The sequence below is a fragment of the Micromonospora sp. WMMD956 genome, assembly GCF_029626125.1.
Lineage (GTDB): Bacteria > Actinomycetota > Actinomycetes > Mycobacteriales > Micromonosporaceae > Micromonospora > Micromonospora carbonacea.
This window is the reverse complement of sequence record NZ_JARUBI010000005.1, coordinates 6707414-6723790: the sequence shown is the minus strand read 5'-3', so window position 1 is coordinate 6723790 and position 16377 is coordinate 6707414. Positions and strand designations below refer to the sequence as shown.

The following is a 16377-nucleotide window of genomic DNA, read 5'->3' as shown; positions in this document are numbered from 1 at the left end:
ATGCAGTCGCTGATGACCCGGGGCCAGCTCAGGATCGCCGCCGCGCGGCGGCCCGACCACGCCCGGCACTGGCACGGCGTGCTCGCCGCCGGGGCGGACCGGGTGGGCTTCCCCGACGACCACGCCGCCGCACCGGGCACCCCGCCGCGCCCGGAGGCGGTCACCGTGCCGCTGGGCGCCGCGCTGGCCGACCGGCTCGCCGCCGCCAGCCGGGGCGCCGAGGCGGCCCGGTTCGTGCTGGTCGCCGCCGCCGTGGCGGCCCTGCTGCGCCGCTGGACCGGCGCGACCGAGGTGCTGGTCGGCCGCCCCGCCGGCGCAGACGCGCTGGCCGGGCTGCTGCCGCTGCGGGTGGCCGCCGGCCCGGACCGCAGCTACCGGGACCTCGTCGGACAGGTGCGCGCCGCGCTGCCCGAGGCCGAACGGTACGCCGACTACCCCGTCGAGCTGCTCGCCGAGGACCTCGCCCCGCACACCGAACCGGGCCGACACCCGTTCCTCGACGTCGCCGTGCACACCGCCGACGCGGCCGTCGACCCCCGCGTCGGGATCACCGTGGCCGTCGCCGACGCCGACCTGACCGTCCACCACGACGCCGCCCGCCACGACCGGGCCACCGCCGAGCGGATCGCCGCCCACCTGCTGCTCCTGCTCGCCGCCGCGCTCGCCGCCCCGGACGGCCCCGTCGACGACGTCGACCTGGTGACCCCGGCCGACCGGGCGGTGCTCGCCGCCATGAACGACACGACCGTGGACGTCGCCGCCGGCCCGCGCCCCGACGCGTGGGTGGCCCGGCGGGCCGCCGACACGCCCGACGGCGTCGCCGTGCGTACCGACGAGGGCGCCTGGACCTGGGCGGAGCTGGAGCGGCGGGTCGCGGCGCTGGCGGCGGACCTGCGCGCGGCCGGCGCGGGCCCGGAGACGGTCGTCGCGGTCCTGGCCGCGCGGTCGCCCGCGCAGCTCGCGGCGATCCTCGCCGTGCACCGGGCCGGCGCGGCCTACCTGCCGGTGGACCCCGGCTACCCGCCGGCCCGCGTCGGCTACCTGCTGCGCGACAGCGGCGCGGCCCTGGTGGTGACCGCCGACGCCACGGCGGTGCCCGACGGCGTGCCGGTGGTCGCGCTGCCCCCGGCCGACGCCGACCCCGCGCCGACCGCCGACCTCGCGCCGACCGCCGACCTCGCGCCGACCGCCGACCTCGCGCCGACCGCCGACCCCGCGCCGACCGGCGGGCCGGCGGTGAACCCGGCCGGCGACCCAGGCCCGGCCGCCGGCGGCGGCGACCTCGCCTACGTCATCTACACCTCCGGGTCCACCGGCGAGCCGAAGGGGGCGATGATCGAACACCGGGCCCTGGCCAACCGGCTCGCCTGGATGCAGCGGCACTACCCGATCGGCCCGGACGACGTCGTGCTGCACAAGACCCCCACCACGTTCGACGTGTCGGTGTGGGAGCTGTTCTGGTGGGCCCGCGAGGGCGCGTCGGTGTGCCTGCTGCCGCCGGGCGCGGAACGCGACCCGCGCGCCATCGTCGCCGCCGTCGCCGAGCACGGCGTGACCGTCCTGCACTTCGTGCCGTCGATGCTGGGCGCGTTCCTCGACTGGCTGGCCACCGCCGACACCGCCGGTCTGGCCGGGCTGCGGCGGATCTTCGCCAGCGGCGAGGCCCTCGGCGCGCACCACGTCGACCGGCTCGCCGCGCTGCTGCCCCACGTCGAGCTGGTCAACCTGTACGGGCCGACCGAGGCCACCGTCGACGTCACCCACCACCCGTGCGCGCCCGGCGCGGAGCGGGTGCCGATCGGCCGCCCGGTGGACAACACCCGGCTGCACGTGCTCGACGGGCGGCTACGGGCGCAGCCCGTCGGCGTGCCCGGCGAGCTGTGCATCGCCGGGGTGCAACTGGCCCGGGGCTACCTCAACCGGCCCGAGCTGACCCGGGACCGGTTCGTCGCCGCCCCCGCCGTCGGGGAGGACCGCGTCTACCGCACCGGCGACCTCGCCCGGGTGCTGCCCGACGGCACCATCGACTACCTGGGCCGCCTCGACCACCAGGTGAAGGTGCGCGGCTACCGGGTCGAGTTGGGCGAGGTGGAGGAGGCGCTGCGCGGCCACCCGGCCGTCAAGGACGCCGTGGTCGTCGCCCGCGACGGCAACCTGCTCGGCTACGTGCGCACCGCCTCCCCGGTGGCCGAGCGGGCGCTCACCGACCACCTGGCCGGGGTGCTGCCCGCCTACCTGGTGCCGGCCCGGGTGGTGGAGCTGGCCGAGTTCCCGCTGTCGGCCAACGGCAAGCTGGACCGGCGGGCGCTGCCCGACCCGCCCGCCGACGACCGGCCGTACGTGCCGCCGCGCACCGACGCCGAGCGGATCCTCGCCCAGGTGTGGGCCGACGTGCTCGGCGTCGACCGGGTGGGGGTGGAGGACAACCTGTTCGCCCTCGGCGGCAACTCCATCCACTTCGTCACCGTGCTGGCCCGGGCGCACGCCGCCGGCCTGGACCTCAGCTTCCAGCAGATGTTCCGGCACCCCACGATCGCCGCGCTCGCCGCGGCCCCCGCCGACGGGCAGCGGCCCCCGGCGTACGCGCCGTTCGACCTGGTGTCGCCGGCCGACCGGGCGCTGCTGCCCGACACGGTCGTCGACGCGTACCCGCTGGGGCAGCTCCAGGCCGGGCTGATCTTCCAGAACGAGCTGGCCCGGGGCGCGGCCCAGTACCACGACATCATCAGCTTCCTGATCAGCGCCCCCTTCGACGAGGCCGCGTTCGCGGCGGCCGTGCGCCGGCTGGTCGCCGACCACCCGATCTTCCGCACCAGCTACCACCTCACCGGCTACTCGGAGCAGCTCCAGCTCGTGCACGCCGACGCGCCCACCCCGCTGTGGGTGACCGACCTGCGCGGGCTCGCCCCCGCCGAGCAGGACCGCCGGTACGCCGACTGGCACGACCGGGAGCAGTCGTACCGGTTCGTCTGGCAGGAGCCGGGGCTGGTCCGCATCCACGTGCACGTGCTCGCCGACGACCTCTACCGCTACAGCCTCAGCCAGCACAACTCCGCCCTCGACGGGTGGAGCATCACCCTGCTGCACACCCGGCTGTTCGACACGTACCACCGGCTGCGCGCCGGCCGCCCGCTGCCCGAGCCGCCGGCCGGCAACCACTTCCGCGACTACATCGGCCTGGAGCGGCGGGCCGTCGCCTCGGCCGGGGACCGGGAGTTCTGGCGCGACGTCCTGGCCGCCGGCGGGGTCACCGAGCTGCCCCGCTGGGAGCCGCCCGCCGAGCCCGCCGCGCACCCCGTGGTGTTCCACGAGGTGGACATCCCCGCCGCGCTGTCCGAGCGGCTGCTGCGGCTGGCCGACCGGCTGGCCGTGCCGCTGAAGACCCTGCTGCTGGCCGCGCACGTCAAGGTGGTCGGCGCGCTGGCCGCCGACCCGGCCGTGATCACCGGGTACGAGCAGAGCGGCCGGCCCGAGGCCGAGGGCGCCACCGCCGCGCTGGGCCTGTTCCTCAACACCGTGCCGCTGCGCGTCGACACCGGCGACGGGAGCTGGGCCGACCTGGTGGGCCGGGTCTACCGGGCCGAGGCGGACCTGCTGCCGCACCGCCGCTACCCGATGGCGCAGATGAAGGCCGACGCCGCCACCACCGACACGCTGTTCGAGACGGTCTTCAACTACACCCACTTCTACCTGCTCAAGCAGCTGCGTGAGCTGCCCGGCTTCGACCTGCTCGACGTGCGGGTCAGCACGGAGACCGAGTTCGCGCTGCGCGCCGAGTTCATGCGGGACTTCTTCACCGACCAGGTCCGGCTCAGCCTGCACTACCACAGCGCCGAGTTCACCGCCGAGCAGGCCGCCGGCCTCGGCGCGGCGTACCGGCGGGCCCTGGTGGCCCTGGCCGACGACCCGGACGCCCCGCACGGCGGCTACGACCCGGGCCTCCCGCCGCCCCGCCTCGTCCCCGCCCGCCGCGCGTTCGCCCGCCCCGGCCCGGCCGCGCCCGCCGCCCCGGCCGGCCGCACCCCGCCCGGCACCGACACGGCCCGCCGCATCGCCCGCGCGTGGGCCGACACCCTCGACGTGCCGGCGGCCGACATCGCCGAGGAGGACAACTTCTTCGACCTCGGCGGGAACTCCCTGGCCGCGATGCGGGTCGTCGCCGCGCTGCGCCCGCTGGTCACCCTCCGGCAGCTCATGACCCACTCCGACCTGGGCCCGCTGGCCCGCGCCGTCGACGCCACCGCCGCCGATGCCGCCGCCACCCCAGCCGCCGCCGCCGGCACCGCCGCGCCGCTGCTGCAGCCGCTGTCGCCGCCCGGCGTCGCCGCCGACCGGGTCCTGGTCTGCTTCCCGTACGCCGCCGGCAACCCGCTCGCCTTCCGGCCCCTGGCCGAGGCGCTCGCCGCCCGCGGCGTGGCCGTGCTCGCGGTGGCCCTGCCGGGGCACGACCCCGGCCGCCCCGAGCCCCTGGCCGACCTCGACGAGGTGGCCCGCCGGGTCGTCGCCGAGCTGCGCGCTGCCGCTCCGGGCGAGGTGCTGCTGTGGGGGCACTGCGTCGGCGCGGCCCTCGCCGTGGAGGTCACCCGGCTGCTCGCCGCCGCCGGGTCCCCGCCCGCGCGGCTGTTCCTCGGCGGCAAGCTGCTGCGCGACGCCGCCGACATCGACGCCAGCATCGCCGAGGTACGCGCCCTCGACGAGGCCGGGGTCGTGGACTGGCTCGTCGGGCAGACCGGCTTCACCGACCTCGACGGCCTCGACGCCGGGCACACCTCGGCGCTGGTCGCCGCGTTCCGGCACGACGCCCTCGGCTCGCACACCTACCTGCGGGACCGGCTCGACCCCCTGGCCGACCGCCCGTTGACCGTGCCGGTGACGGTGGTGCTCGCCGCCGACGACCCGCTCACCGCCGCGCCGGGCGACGCGCCCGCCGCGTGGCGGCGCATCGCCACCGACGTGACCCTCACGGAGATCGACGGTGGGGGACACTACTTCTGCCGCACCCGCGCCGGGGAGGTGGCCGACCTCGTCGCCGGCACCGGCCCGGCCATGCCGCGCGACAGCCGCCCCGGGGAGGACCATGTCTGACCGCACGCCCACCAGCGCCCCCGAGCGCCCCGCCACGCCGCGCGGCGAGTTCGTCGCCGGGGCCCGCTCGATGGTGCCGTTCCTGCTGTCCGCGTTCCCCCTCGGCGTGATCGGCGGGACACTCGGCCTGGCCAGCGGGCTGTCCTACCTGGAGACGTTCGGGCTGGCCATGGTGGTCAACTCCGGCACCGCCCAGTTCATCGGCTTCAAGCTGATCGCCGAGGGCGCGGCGTGGCCGGTGATCGTCCTGACCACACTGATCCTCAGCCTGCGCATGCTGATCTACTCGACGCTGCTCGCCCCGCACGTGCGGGAGCTGCCGCAACGGTGGCGGCTGCTGCTCGGCTTCGGGCTGATCGACGCGGTCTTCTTCGTCGCGTTCGACCGGATGAAGGGCGGCGAGCCGGCCCGCCGCAAGAGCATGTTCTACTTCGGCGCGTCCGCCGTCATGTACGTCAACTGGGCCGTCGCCACCGTCGTCGGCATGGTCGCCGGGCACCTGCTGCCCGAGCGGTGGCGCGCCGGCCTCGACTTCCCGATGACCGCCGTCTTCCTCGTCGTGCTCGCCGGGGCGCTGGCCGGCTGGAAGATCTGGAGCGCCGCCGTGTCGGCCGGCGCGCTGGCGATGCTGTTCCTCGGGCTGCCGTACAACCTGGGGTTGATCGTGGCCGCCCTCGGCGGCGCGTGCGTGGGGATGGCCTGCGAGCGGATCGAACGCCGCTGGTTCCCGCCCAAGCCGCAGGAACCGCCGCCCGCCGGGGAGCCGGCGCGCGACGACGACCCGGCGGTCGCGCCCGCCACCGACGGCGACGGAAGGTGACCACGATGTCCATGCTGCTGCTCATCCTCGGCATGGGGCTGGCGACCTTCGCCCCCCGCTACGTCCCGCTGCTGGTCTTCCGCGATCGGGAGCTGCCCGCCGACGTCAAGACCTTCCTCGGCTACCTGCCGGCGGCCCTGCTCGCCGCCATCGCCGTGCCGTCCGTTCTCGCCCCGGTCGACAACCGGGTCGAGATCACCGTGGTCACGATCCCCTACCTGGTGGCCGGTCTGGTCACCCTGGTGACCGGCCTGTTCGTCGAACGGTTCATGATCGTGTGGACGGTCGGGCTGGCGGTCTTCTTCGGGCTGCGCTGGTGGTTGGGGGCGATGTGACGGGCGACGACGACCCGGTGCGGGAGCCGCTGCGGGTCGCCGCCGCGCAGATCGAGGCGGTCGGCGGCGACCTGGCCGGCAACGCGGCGGCCCACGTCGCGGCCGTCGCCGAGGCCGCCGCCCTCGGCGCCCGCGTGGTCGTCTTCCCCGAGCTGTCGCTGTGCGGGTACGACTACCCGCTGCTCGCCGCCGACGTCGCCCGCTGCGAGGTCGAGGTGGGCGACGCGGTCCTGCGGACGGTGGGCGGGGCCTGCCGGGCGCACCGGGTGACCGCCGTGGTCGGCGGCTGCGCCCGACGCGCCGACGGCTGGGCCATCGCCGCGTTCGTCGTCGGCCCCGACGGCGCGGTGGCCGCCACCTACCACAAGCGGCACCTCGACGCCGACGAGCGCGCGGTGTTCGTCGCCGGCCACACCGACACGATGGTGCAGCTCGACGGCTGGCGGCTCGGCCTCGGCGTCTGCTACGACGCGAGCTTCCCCGAGCACGCCCGGGGCCTGGCCCTGGCCGGCGCGGACGCCTACCTGGTGCCCGGGGCGTTCACCGTCGGCGACTCCGACCACCGGCGCGGCGTCTACTTCCCCGCCCGCGCCCTGGAGAACACCAGCTACGTGCTGTTCGCCAACTACGCGGGCGCGCACGGCGGCTGGCGCTTCGCCGGCCACAGCGCCGTGTACGGCCCCGACGGCCGGGCCCTGGCCGCCGCCGGCACCGCCGCCGGGCTCGCCGTCGCCGACCTCGACGACGCGGTGCTGCGCCGCCAGCGCGACAGCCAGCGGATGCTGCGCGACCGGGCCGCCCCCGCGCCCGCGCCGAGCCCCGTCGTCATCCCCCCGCCCGACCCCGGGCAACGATCCGACCAGCATGAGGAGCACCGGTGACCGGCATCGGCACGACCGCGATCCACGGCGACGACGGCCTGTACCCCACGGGCGCGGTGTCGCCCCCGATCGTGCAGAGCGCCACGTTCGGGGCCGAGAGCGACGAGCGGTTCACCGAGGTCGCCACGCAGGTGCGCCCCGACGCCTTCTACACCCGCTACGGCAACCCCAACCACGCCCAGGTGGCCGCCGTGGTCGCCGAGCTGGAGGGCGTCGAGACGGGCCTGGTCACCGCCTCCGGGATGGGCGCGGTCACCACCATGGCGCTGGCCCTGCTCAGCGCCGGGGACCACGTGATCGTGCAGCGCAGCACGTACGGCGGCACCACCTCGCTGGCCACCGGCCTGCTCACCCGGTTCGGGGTGACCTGCACCCAGGTCGACCAGACCGACGTCGACGCGTTCGCCCGCGCCCTGACCCCGCGCACCCGGCTGCTGCTCGTGGAGACCCCCAGCAACCCGCTGCTGGAGCTGACCGACCTGACCGCCGTGATCGAGCTGGCCCACGCCCACGGCGCGTACGCCGTCGTGGACAACACGTTCGCCACCCCGGTCAACCAGCGGCCGGCGGCCCTCGGCGCGGACCTGGTCTGGCACAGCGCCACGAAGTTCCTCGGCGGCCACTCCGACGTCACCGCCGGGGTGGTCGTCGGCTCCGCCGAGCTGGTCGACCGGGTCTGGCAGACCGCCATCGTCACCGGCGCGACGCTCGGCCCGATCGACTCCTGGCTGCTGCTGCGCGGCATCCGCACGCTGCCGCTGCGGATGGCCCGGCACAACGACAACGCCCTCGCCCTGGCCCGGGAGCTGGAGGCGCACCCGGCGGTCGCCCGGGTCCGCTACCCGGGGCTGCCCAGCCACCCCCAGCACGACCTGGCCACCAGGCAGATGAGCGGGTACGGCGGCGTGTTCAGCCTCGACCTGGCCGGCGGCCAGCCGGCGGCGGCCACCCTCCTCGCCGAGCTGCGGCTGGCCAAGCGGGCCGCCAGCCTCGGCAGCGTGAGCACCCTCGTGGTGCACCCGCGTTCCATGTGGGCGGGGATCGTCGACACCGCGCAGCTCGCCGCCACCGGCATCGGGGAGGGCCTCGTGCGGGTCTCCACCGGCATCGAGGACACCGCCGACCTGCTCGCCGACTTCACCCGCGCCCTCGACGCCGTGGCCGCGCCGACCGGCTGATGGGGCATCCGCCGGTGGAGCCGTACCACCGAGGGCCTGGCCCGACGCGGAGCTGATCGTGGTCGACGACTCCGGGCACACCGGCAGCGAGACCCTGCGTGGGCACCTGCGCGCCGCGCTCGACCGGTTCGCCCCGGTGTCACCGGCCGGCTGAACGGCGTCAGCCGGGACGACCAACGACGGCCCGGTTCGAGTTCGGCGACGCCGATGATGCGCGACGGCGCATAGGGAGCTGAGTCACCTACGACATCACCGTCGATCACGTGAGCGTAACGCTACCTAACGTGCTCGTCGGCTATGGTCCGAAGGAGGTGCCTGTCCAGGTAGGACCGGAGGCGCTGCCGTCCAGACCTCAGCCGGGAGTCTCCGCCATGTCCGTGTCGTCGCGCTTCGCCGTGCGTCTACGAGAACTGCTCCGGGAGCGTGGCGTCAGTTTCCGGGCCCTCGCCGCCCGCACCTACTACGGCAAGAGTTACCTGCACGATCTCGCTCACGGTCGCAAGCCGCCGACGCCCGAGGTGGCGGCTCGGCTGGACGACGCTCTCGCTGCCGGCGGCGAACTGGTCTGTCTCGCGGGGGTTCTCCGCGACGGGAGATGGGAGATCGACTGCGCTGCCCTGTGGCGGCACTGCGACGCCGAACAGCTCGCCGACCTGCTGGTCACCACGGTCCCTGGCCCATACAACGCGGCCGAATTGGCGCACCAGTGGTTGATAGCTGATCCTCCGCAGCGCTACGAGCTGAGCGCGGGCCGGCAGGTGGGCGCCGAGACCGTGGCTCGCGTCGAGCGCCGGGTGGGACAGCTCCGCCGCCTGGACGACCACGTCGGCGGGGCGCAGACGTACGCGATGGTGGTCGCCGAACTGGAGGCCACCGCCGGCCTGCTGCGCGCGGGCACCCACTCCGAGGTGGTCGGTCGGCGGCTGCTCGCCGCAGCGGCGGACCTGTGCCAGCTTGCCGGATTCGTCGCCGAGGACGCCGGCCGGACCGCCGACGCGCGGCGGTACTACCTGGCCGGAATGCGAGCCGCGCACGCTGCGGGGGACACCGCCAGCGCGGCCAACTGTCTGAGCACGTTGAGTTACCTGGAGGCGGGCACCGGGGACCGGCGGTTGGCGGTCACGCTGGCCAGGTCCGCGTACGCCGGGGGCCGGCAGGCGGCGGAGGCGACGGGTCGGGCGCTGCTGCTGGAGCGGGTCGCGTGGGCGCACGCCCGTGCTGGCGAGGCGAGCCAGGCGGAGCGGGCGCTGGGCATGGTGGAGGAGGCGTACGCCAGGCGCGACCCGAGCGCCGCGCCGCCGTGGGCGTACTGGCTGAGCGCGGACGAGGTGGACATCATGGCGGGCCGGGTGTGGACGGAACTGCGCCGGCCGCTGCGCGCGGTGCCGATCCTCGAACGGGTGGTCGCCGGCTACGGCTCTGAGGTGCCCCGGGAGTCGTCGCTGTACCTCACCTGGCTGGCCGAGGCCCTGCTCCAGGCCGGGGAGGTCGAGCGGGCGGCGGACGTGGCGGGACGGGCGCTGGAGCTGGCGCGGCGAGCGCAGTCGCAGCGGGCGACGCGGCGGGTCGCCGAGCTACGGAGGCTCCTGGTGGAGGTCGCCGCGAACTCGGTGGCGGCGCGGGAGTTCGTTGACCTGTCCACGGACCTGTCCGTCGCCGGTTCGGTGGGGCCGGGCGGACAGTAGCGGACGCCGTTCGCCTGGATCGCGCAGTCGTTCCATCACAGGCTGTGACCAGGGTGTGCGGCGGCTGAACCAGCACCGGTTCGGGCAAGAGCCGCTCCCTTCCACCGGGTGTGGCGGTGGCGGTCCTTCCCTGGGCCGCTGCGCCGCGCCCCTGGCAACGGAGGCGGGACGATGAGCGACGACGGGCCGGTCGAGGGTCGGGGCGAGCAGATCCAACAGGCGGAGCGGGAGGCAGCCCGGCAACGGCTGCTCGCACAGGCCGAGGCGGAGCGGATACCGGCCGAGGAGACGACCCGGGCGGTGCCGGACCGGCGGTGGCGGCGTGGACAGCGGTGACCTCCTGCCCGTCGGCCGGCGGGTCGCGTAGCGGCGGTGCTGCTCGGCCGCGACGCCCGGCCCGCCGAGGCGACCGAACGCGCCGAGGGCGTCGAGCGGATCCGGGCGGCCCTGTCGGCGTACGAGATCACGCTCGGCCCTGTGGCCCGGTGGCCCGGCCTGCCCGCCGACCGGCTGGCGCGGCAGGTCGGACACGGGTGGATCACCTACCAGCATGCCCGGTACCCGCAGCTCGTCGACCTGCTCCCGCCGCTGCTGGCCGACGCGCAGCGCACCCACGCCCGCGATCCCGCGGCGGGGCGCGAGCCGCTGGTCGAGGCGTACCGGATCACCGCCGCGCTGCTGGTCCAGGCTGCCCTGGCCGCCGCCCGCCACGGTGACGGCTTCCGCCGCTGAACTGCTCGACGAGGCCGCCACGATGGCGGACCGGGTGGGGGAGGGGCACGACCACCACCGGACGGGGTTCGGGCCGACGACGGTCGGCTCGGCGCGGGTCGCGGCGGCCGTGGAGCTGGGCGCGGCCCGCGCGGCCGTGACCTGGCACGAGCGGACGACCCGGCGGGACGCCTGGCGGTGGCTGCCCGCCGAGCACCGGGCCGCGCGCCTGCTCGACGCCGCCCGCGCCTACCTCCAGGCCGACGACCCGGCCAGTGCCGGCCGGGCCCTGGTCGACGCCGATCGCACGGCACCGGCCGAGGTGCGCCACCGCCCGGCCGCCCGGTCGGTGCTGGCCCAGGTGGTACGCGACCCGCACGCCCCCGCCACGATCGTGCAGCTCGCGCTCGCCCTCGGGGTCACCTGAGCGGGCGGGTGTCGCGACGGGCAGCGACGGCTCGTATCCTGTGCGCGAAGGCACCACAAGGCACGTGAAGTCACTGAAGGGGGTCGGTGTGAGCAACCGGATCGAGACGCTGGAGTTCCAGGCGGAGGCGCGCCAACTGCTCCAGCTGATGGTCCATTCGATCTACTCGAACAAGGACGTCTTCCTGCGGGAGTTGATCTCCAACGCCTCCGACGCGTTGGACAAGCTCCGCCTGGAGTCCCTGGTCGACAAGGATCTCGCAGCCGACGTCTCCGACCTGCACATCGAGATCGAGGTCGACCGCGACGCGCGCACCCTCACCGTCCGGGACAACGGCATCGGCATGTCCCGCGAGGACGTCGTCCGCCTGATCGGCACGATCGCCAAGTCGGGCACCGCCGAGCTGCTGGCGAAGCTGCGCGAGTCGAAGGACTCGGCGGCGTCGGCGGACCTGATCGGGCAGTTCGGCGTCGGGTTCTACGCCACGTTCATGGTCGCCGACCGGGTCACCCTGCTCACCCGCCGCGCCGGGGAGAGCGAGGGCACCCGCTGGGAGTCGACCGGCGAGGGCACCTACAGCGTGGAGACCGTCGACGACGCGCCGCAGGGCACCGCCGTCACCGTGCACCTCAAGCCCGAGGACAGCGACGACCACCTCTACGACTACACCGCCGAGTGGAAGATCCGCGAGATCGTCAAGCGATACTCCGACTTCATCGCCTGGCCGATCCGGATGACGGTCGAGCGCAAGGGCGAGGGCGACGAGACCACCCGCGAGGTGCAGACCGTCAACTCGATGAAGGCGCTGTGGGCCCGGCCGCGCAACGAGGTCGACGAGGCCGAGTACAAGGAGTTCTACAAGCACGTCAGCCACGACTGGGCCGACCCGCTGGAGACCATCCACATGCGGGGCGAGGGCACCTTCGAGTACGAGGCGCTGCTGTTCCTGCCGTCGCACGCGCCCGTGGACCTGTTCGCCCCGCAGGCCCGCCGGGGCGTGCAGCTCTACGTCAAGCGCGTGTTCATCATGGACGACTGCGAAGCGCTGATGCCCAACTACCTGCGCTTCGTCAAGGGCGTCGTCGACGCGCACGACCTGTCGCTCAACATCAGCCGGGAGATCCTCCAGCAGGACCGGCAGATTCAGGCGGTGCGCCGGCGGCTGGTGAAGAAGATCCTCGCCACCGTCAAGGAGCTGAAGGCCAACGAGGCCGAGAAGTACCGCACCTTCTGGTCGGAGTTCGGCCCGGCGCTGAAGGAGGGCCTGCTCGACGACCCGGACAACACCGACGCGATCCTCGACGTCGTCTCGGTCGCCTCCACCCACGACCCGGCCGAGCTGACCGGCCTGCGCGACTACGTCGAGCGGATGAAGGACGGCCAGTCCGACATCTACTACATGACCGGCGAGTCCCGCTCGATGATCGAGAACTCGCCGCACATGGAGGCGTTCCGCGCCAAGGGCTACGAGGTGCTGATCCTCACCGACCCGGTCGACGAGGTCTGGGTCGAGCGGGTCGGCCAGTTCGACGGCAAGCCGCTGCGGTCCATCGCCAAGGGCCAGGTCGACCTGGACACCGAGGAGGAGAAGAAGGAGGCCGAGTCCGCCCGCGAGCAGCAGCGCCAGGAGTACGCCGGCCTGCTGACCTGGATGTCGGAGAAGCTCGCCGACAGCGTCAAGGAGGTCCGCCTCTCCACCCGCCTGACCACCTCCCCGGCGTGCGTGGTCGGCGATGCCCACGACATCACCCCGACGCTGGAGAAGATGTACCGGGCGATGGGCCACGAGGTGCCGCAGGTCAAGCGGATCCTGGAGCTCAATCCGGGGCATCCGCTGGTGGAGGGGCTGCGCAAGGCCCACGAGCAGGACGCCGCCGCCGACGGGCTCGCCGACACCGCCGAGCTGCTCTACGGGATGGCGCTGCTGGCCGAGGGCGGGGAGCTGGCCGACCCGTCCCGGTTCACCCGCGTTCTCGCCGACCGGCTGGCCCGTACCCTCTGACGTCGGGGGGCTCCGTGCGGCGGTGCTACAGCCCGACCCAGCACCGTCGCACGGGGCCCAGCGCGGTGCCCCGCACGTCGTCGAGGACACCGCCGTGGCGTTCGATCTTCCTCACCGATCCACCGGCATGTGCACGGCACCCGTCCGGCGGCACGGCGGCCGCGCCGCCGGACGTCACGGGGGCTCAGACCGGCGGCGGTGCCTCCGGGCCGGCGTCCGGCGTGAAGTGTCGCCGCAGGGTGCGCCGCCAGCGGGCGCAGGGCAGTTCGGGGCGCAGGGCCGCCAGCCCGGTGGCGTACTTGGAGACGGCCGTCGGGCGGTGGCCGTGGCTCCACAGCAGGCGGTCGACGTGCGAGGCGGTCGACCCGGTCTTCGTCTCGACGATGGCGAGCCCGGGCAGCTCCAGCCGGACGCCGTGGCCGCTCTCCCAGCACAGGGCCAGGTCGATCGTCGCCCGGCTGGCGGTCGCCGGGAGGAAGAGGGTGCTGCGCAGGTACCTGGTGGTGAGCGTCGAGGCGAACGTCAGGCCGCTGCCGCTGCCTCCGCCGCTGCCGACGGTCGCGAGGATCCCGTCGACGAACGACCGCCCGGGGGACAGGGAGCCGCTGTCGTCGGGGTGGTAGGGCAGCCGGTGCTTGACCGTGCCGCCGCGGGTGCCCTCGGTCTTCACCTCCAGCCAGCACAGGCCCGAATCGACGTACGTCCGGGTTCTGATCTTGAACCGGCGGCGGCGTCGGTGGGCGGTGAGCCGGTAGCTGACGAGGTCGGGGGTGTCGAAGTACACCGACTCGTACCGGAACGACCGCCGGCCGTCGATCTCCAGCACCCGGGTGGCCGGGTCGAGCCCGGCGAGCAGCGCCGGCACCTCGGCGACCGGGAGCAGGTACTTGCGGTCGAACCGGGTCTGCAGGGCGGCGCGCCCGGTCAGCTCCACGAGGTCGATCGGCGCGAGGCCGGCCAGCGCCGTGGTGGGCGTGGCGACGGCGCTCACCGCGTCGCGCCCGTCTCGGCCGGCTGGCGGGCGGCGCTCGCGGCGGCCTTCGGCCGGGAGTAGCGCACGTCGACGACGGTGGTGTCGTTGACCAGGTCGACCCGCTCCACGTTGACGGCGTGCACCCGCGCGCCGAGCTGCTGTTCGAGGTGGGCGGTGAGGGCGACCGGGTCGGTGAGCACGGTGTCGAGCACCATGACGTGCCGCCGGTAGCGGCGCAGCAGCCGGGGGTGGTCGCCGACGTACATGACCGCGAGGATCAGCCCCGTCAGGCCGGCGACCGTCCAGACCGAGGTGCCGGAGAGCGGGCCGAGGATGCCGAGCGCGAGGGCGGAGAAGTAGTACGCCACCTCGTGCTGGTCGAGCTCGGTGGAGCGGAGCCGGATGATCGAGAGTACGCCGAACAGGCCCAGCCCGAGGCCGGCCCCGACGGTGCCGCTGCTGAGCGAGCTTGCCACGGCGAAGACGCCGACGTTGACGCCGAGGTAGGCGACCACCAGGTCCCGCCGCCGGTGGCGGGGGAAGTACAGGGCGAAGACGAGCAGGCCCACGGCGACCAGGTTCATCCCGGTCAGGACCAACCGCGACATTTATGCTCCTCAGGGGTGTGCCCGGCGTCGCGGCGCACGGGGCCGACGCGAGGGCTGCGGATCGGTGCGAATCGGTGCGGGACGGGGTGGGGTGGGCTGCCGGCGAGGGCCGCCCGGCCAGGACCTCGCTGTCCTGGCCGGGCTGGCCCGAGGTCAGGGGCGGATGATGCCGCCGCTGTACTGGCCGGCGGTCACCCCGGTCAGCACCCGCGTCGCGCCGGAGATGCTGCCGCCGGTGTACAGGCCGCCGACGTTCGTGCCGCTGACGCTGCCGCCGGTGTAGACGTCGTACCGCTGGCCGTTGGTGATGCGGTTCGACGAGATGACGACCTCCCGGAAGCTCTTCGACGCCCGGAACGAGGCCAGCACGGTGCTGCCGGAGACGACGTGCACGATCGTGTTGGCGGCGTAGGTGGTGCTGAACCGGGGCGCCACCCAGCCCTGGCCGGTGTTCGGCACCGCCTTGAACACGGCCATGGAGGTCAGGCCCGCGCCCACCACCGTGCCGCCGGTGAAGGTGAGCGTCGCGTCGGTGTCGAGCGCGCCCTCGCCGCCGCCCCGGGTGCTGGAGCCGTTGGCGACCACCGTGCCGCCGGCGAAGGTGAGTTCGCCGTTGGAGTCGAACCCGTCGGTGCCGCCGGTGGCCACGACCGTCCCCCCGGTGACCCGGATGAACGCGTTCGGGGAGGGCTCCATGTGGCCGAGGCCCTCCTCGGCGGCGTTGACGGCGTCGTCGCTGGCCACGACGGTGGAGTTGCCGCCGCTGATGGTGAGCTTCAGCGCCTCCAGCGCCTCGTACGACCGGGTCACGTTGATCGTGCCACCGGAGATGTTCAGCGCGTTCTCGCCCTTGATGCCGTCGTCGGCGACGGAGACCGAGATCGTGCCGTTGGTGATGTTGACGACGCCCTTCCCGGCTTCCGTGTCGTTGGACTTGAGCCCGTCGCCGGCGGTCGAGGTGACGGTGATGGCGCCGCCGTTGACGGTGAGCGAGTCCTTGCCCCGGATGGCGTCGTCCACCGCGTTCACGGTGATCGTGCCGGACTGGATGACCAGGTCGTCCTTGCTGACGATGCCGTCCTGGTAGCGGGCCTGCACGGTCAGCGCCCCGGTGCCGCCGATGGTCAGGTCGGCGGCGCTGAACAGCGCGGCGTCCGGCTCCCCGGCGTTGGTGTAGGTGGTCGCGTCGGTGAGCCTGTTGGTGGTGCCGGCGGCCAACGTGACGGTGACGGCGTCGGCGTCGGTCACGTACAGGGGCGAGGACGCCGAGTTCGTGATCGAGGCGCCGCTGAGAATGAGCTCGACGGTGCCGGCGGCGGCGGTGTCCACCTTGACGTAGCCGTTGTTCAGCGTGCCGCTGATCTGGTAGGAGCCGGGAGCCGTGATGGTGATGGCGCTGCCGGAGACGGTGACGTTGCTGCCCGACACGCTCGCGCCGGATCCGGTGAGGGTGATCGTGGCGGTCGGGGCGGCGACGGCGGCGCCGGCGAGCGGCCCGGCCAGCAGGGTGGCCGTGAGCCCGGCGAGGGCGGCGGTTCTGCGGGTAGTCGAGGTCATGGTGATCCCGTTCTTCGAGGGCAGGTGGGTGCGGTCCTGAACGCCGGCTGTTCGGTTGGTGAACGGCCGGTGAATACGCCATGGCATCGAGAATCATAAATAGATATCTGATCGA

The 16377-nt window shown here is 74.3% G+C and carries 13 protein-coding genes; 10 read left to right on the top strand and 3 right to left on the bottom strand.

From position 1 onward, the window contains the following. The 10 genes from O7628_RS29160 (at position 1) to htpG (ending at position 13124) form a co-directional block, all read left to right on the top strand. Positions 1-5085, top strand: a complete 5085-nt coding sequence (locus tag O7628_RS29160) for a non-ribosomal peptide synthetase (protein ID WP_278135498.1) — start codon at positions 1-3, stop codon at positions 5083-5085. Next, positions 5078-5905, top strand: coding sequence for an AzlC family ABC transporter permease (locus O7628_RS29155; protein WP_278135497.1), 828 nt, complete (start codon positions 5078-5080; stop codon positions 5903-5905). Before O7628_RS29160 ends, O7628_RS29155 begins: the two co-directional genes overlap by 8 nt. A gap of 5 nt (positions 5906-5910) precedes the next feature. Beyond that, positions 5911-6240 (top strand): AzlD domain-containing protein, encoded by a 330-nt coding sequence (locus O7628_RS29150; RefSeq protein ID WP_141722304.1) that lies wholly within the window; start codon positions 5911-5913, stop codon positions 6238-6240. Further along, positions 6237-7121 (top strand): carbon-nitrogen hydrolase family protein, encoded by an 885-nt coding sequence (locus O7628_RS29145; protein ID WP_228986223.1) that lies wholly within the window; start codon positions 6237-6239, stop codon positions 7119-7121. The genes O7628_RS29150 and O7628_RS29145 overlap by 4 nt, the downstream gene beginning before the upstream one ends. Next, a complete protein-coding gene (locus tag O7628_RS29140) occupies positions 7118-8299 on the top strand; it encodes a PLP-dependent aspartate aminotransferase family protein (RefSeq protein WP_278135491.1) in 1182 nt (393 codons plus the stop codon). Before O7628_RS29145 ends, O7628_RS29140 begins: the two co-directional genes overlap by 4 nt. Positions 8300-8670: 371 nt before the next feature. Next, positions 8671-9984, top strand: coding sequence for a helix-turn-helix transcriptional regulator (locus tag O7628_RS29135; protein ID WP_278135489.1), 1314 nt, complete (start codon positions 8671-8673; stop codon positions 9982-9984). A gap of 171 nt (positions 9985-10155) precedes the next feature. Continuing rightward, complete coding sequence (locus O7628_RS29130; RefSeq protein WP_176734358.1) at positions 10156-10320, top strand: hypothetical protein; 165 nt, start codon at positions 10156-10158, stop codon at positions 10318-10320. Positions 10321-10356: 36 nt separating this feature from the next. Then, entirely contained in the window at positions 10357-10716 is a 360-nt protein-coding gene (locus tag O7628_RS29125) for a hypothetical protein (RefSeq protein ID WP_278135486.1), read from the top strand. Then, positions 10697-11122: a hypothetical protein gene (locus O7628_RS29120; protein ID WP_278135484.1), complete on the top strand. Its 426-nt coding sequence runs from the start codon at positions 10697-10699 to the stop codon at positions 11120-11122. Before O7628_RS29125 ends, O7628_RS29120 begins: the two co-directional genes overlap by 20 nt. Positions 11123-11210: 88 nt before the next feature. Next, a complete protein-coding gene (gene htpG / locus O7628_RS29115) occupies positions 11211-13124 on the top strand; it encodes a molecular chaperone HtpG (RefSeq protein WP_278136436.1) in 1914 nt (637 codons plus the stop codon). 184 nt (positions 13125-13308) lie between these two features. Here the strand turns inward: htpG and O7628_RS29110 are convergent, their stop codons facing one another. The 3 genes from O7628_RS29110 to O7628_RS29100 all read right to left on the bottom strand — a co-directional run bounded on the left by O7628_RS29110 (position 13309) and on the right by O7628_RS29100 (position 16262). Next, a complete protein-coding gene (locus O7628_RS29110; protein WP_278135482.1) occupies positions 13309-14115 on the bottom strand; it encodes a polyphosphate polymerase domain-containing protein in 807 nt (268 codons plus the stop codon). Next, on the bottom strand, positions 14112-14705 hold the full coding sequence (locus tag O7628_RS29105; protein WP_278135480.1) for a DUF4956 domain-containing protein: 594 nt from the start codon (positions 14703-14705) through the stop codon (positions 14112-14114). Before O7628_RS29105 ends, O7628_RS29110 begins: the two co-directional genes overlap by 4 nt. Positions 14706-14858: 153 nt before the next feature. Next, positions 14859-16262 carry a carbohydrate-binding domain-containing protein gene (locus O7628_RS29100; RefSeq protein ID WP_278135478.1) on the bottom strand — a complete coding sequence of 468 codons (1404 nt, stop codon included), beginning with the start codon at positions 16260-16262 and terminating at the stop codon, positions 14859-14861. Between the last annotated feature and the right edge of the window lie 115 nt (positions 16263-16377).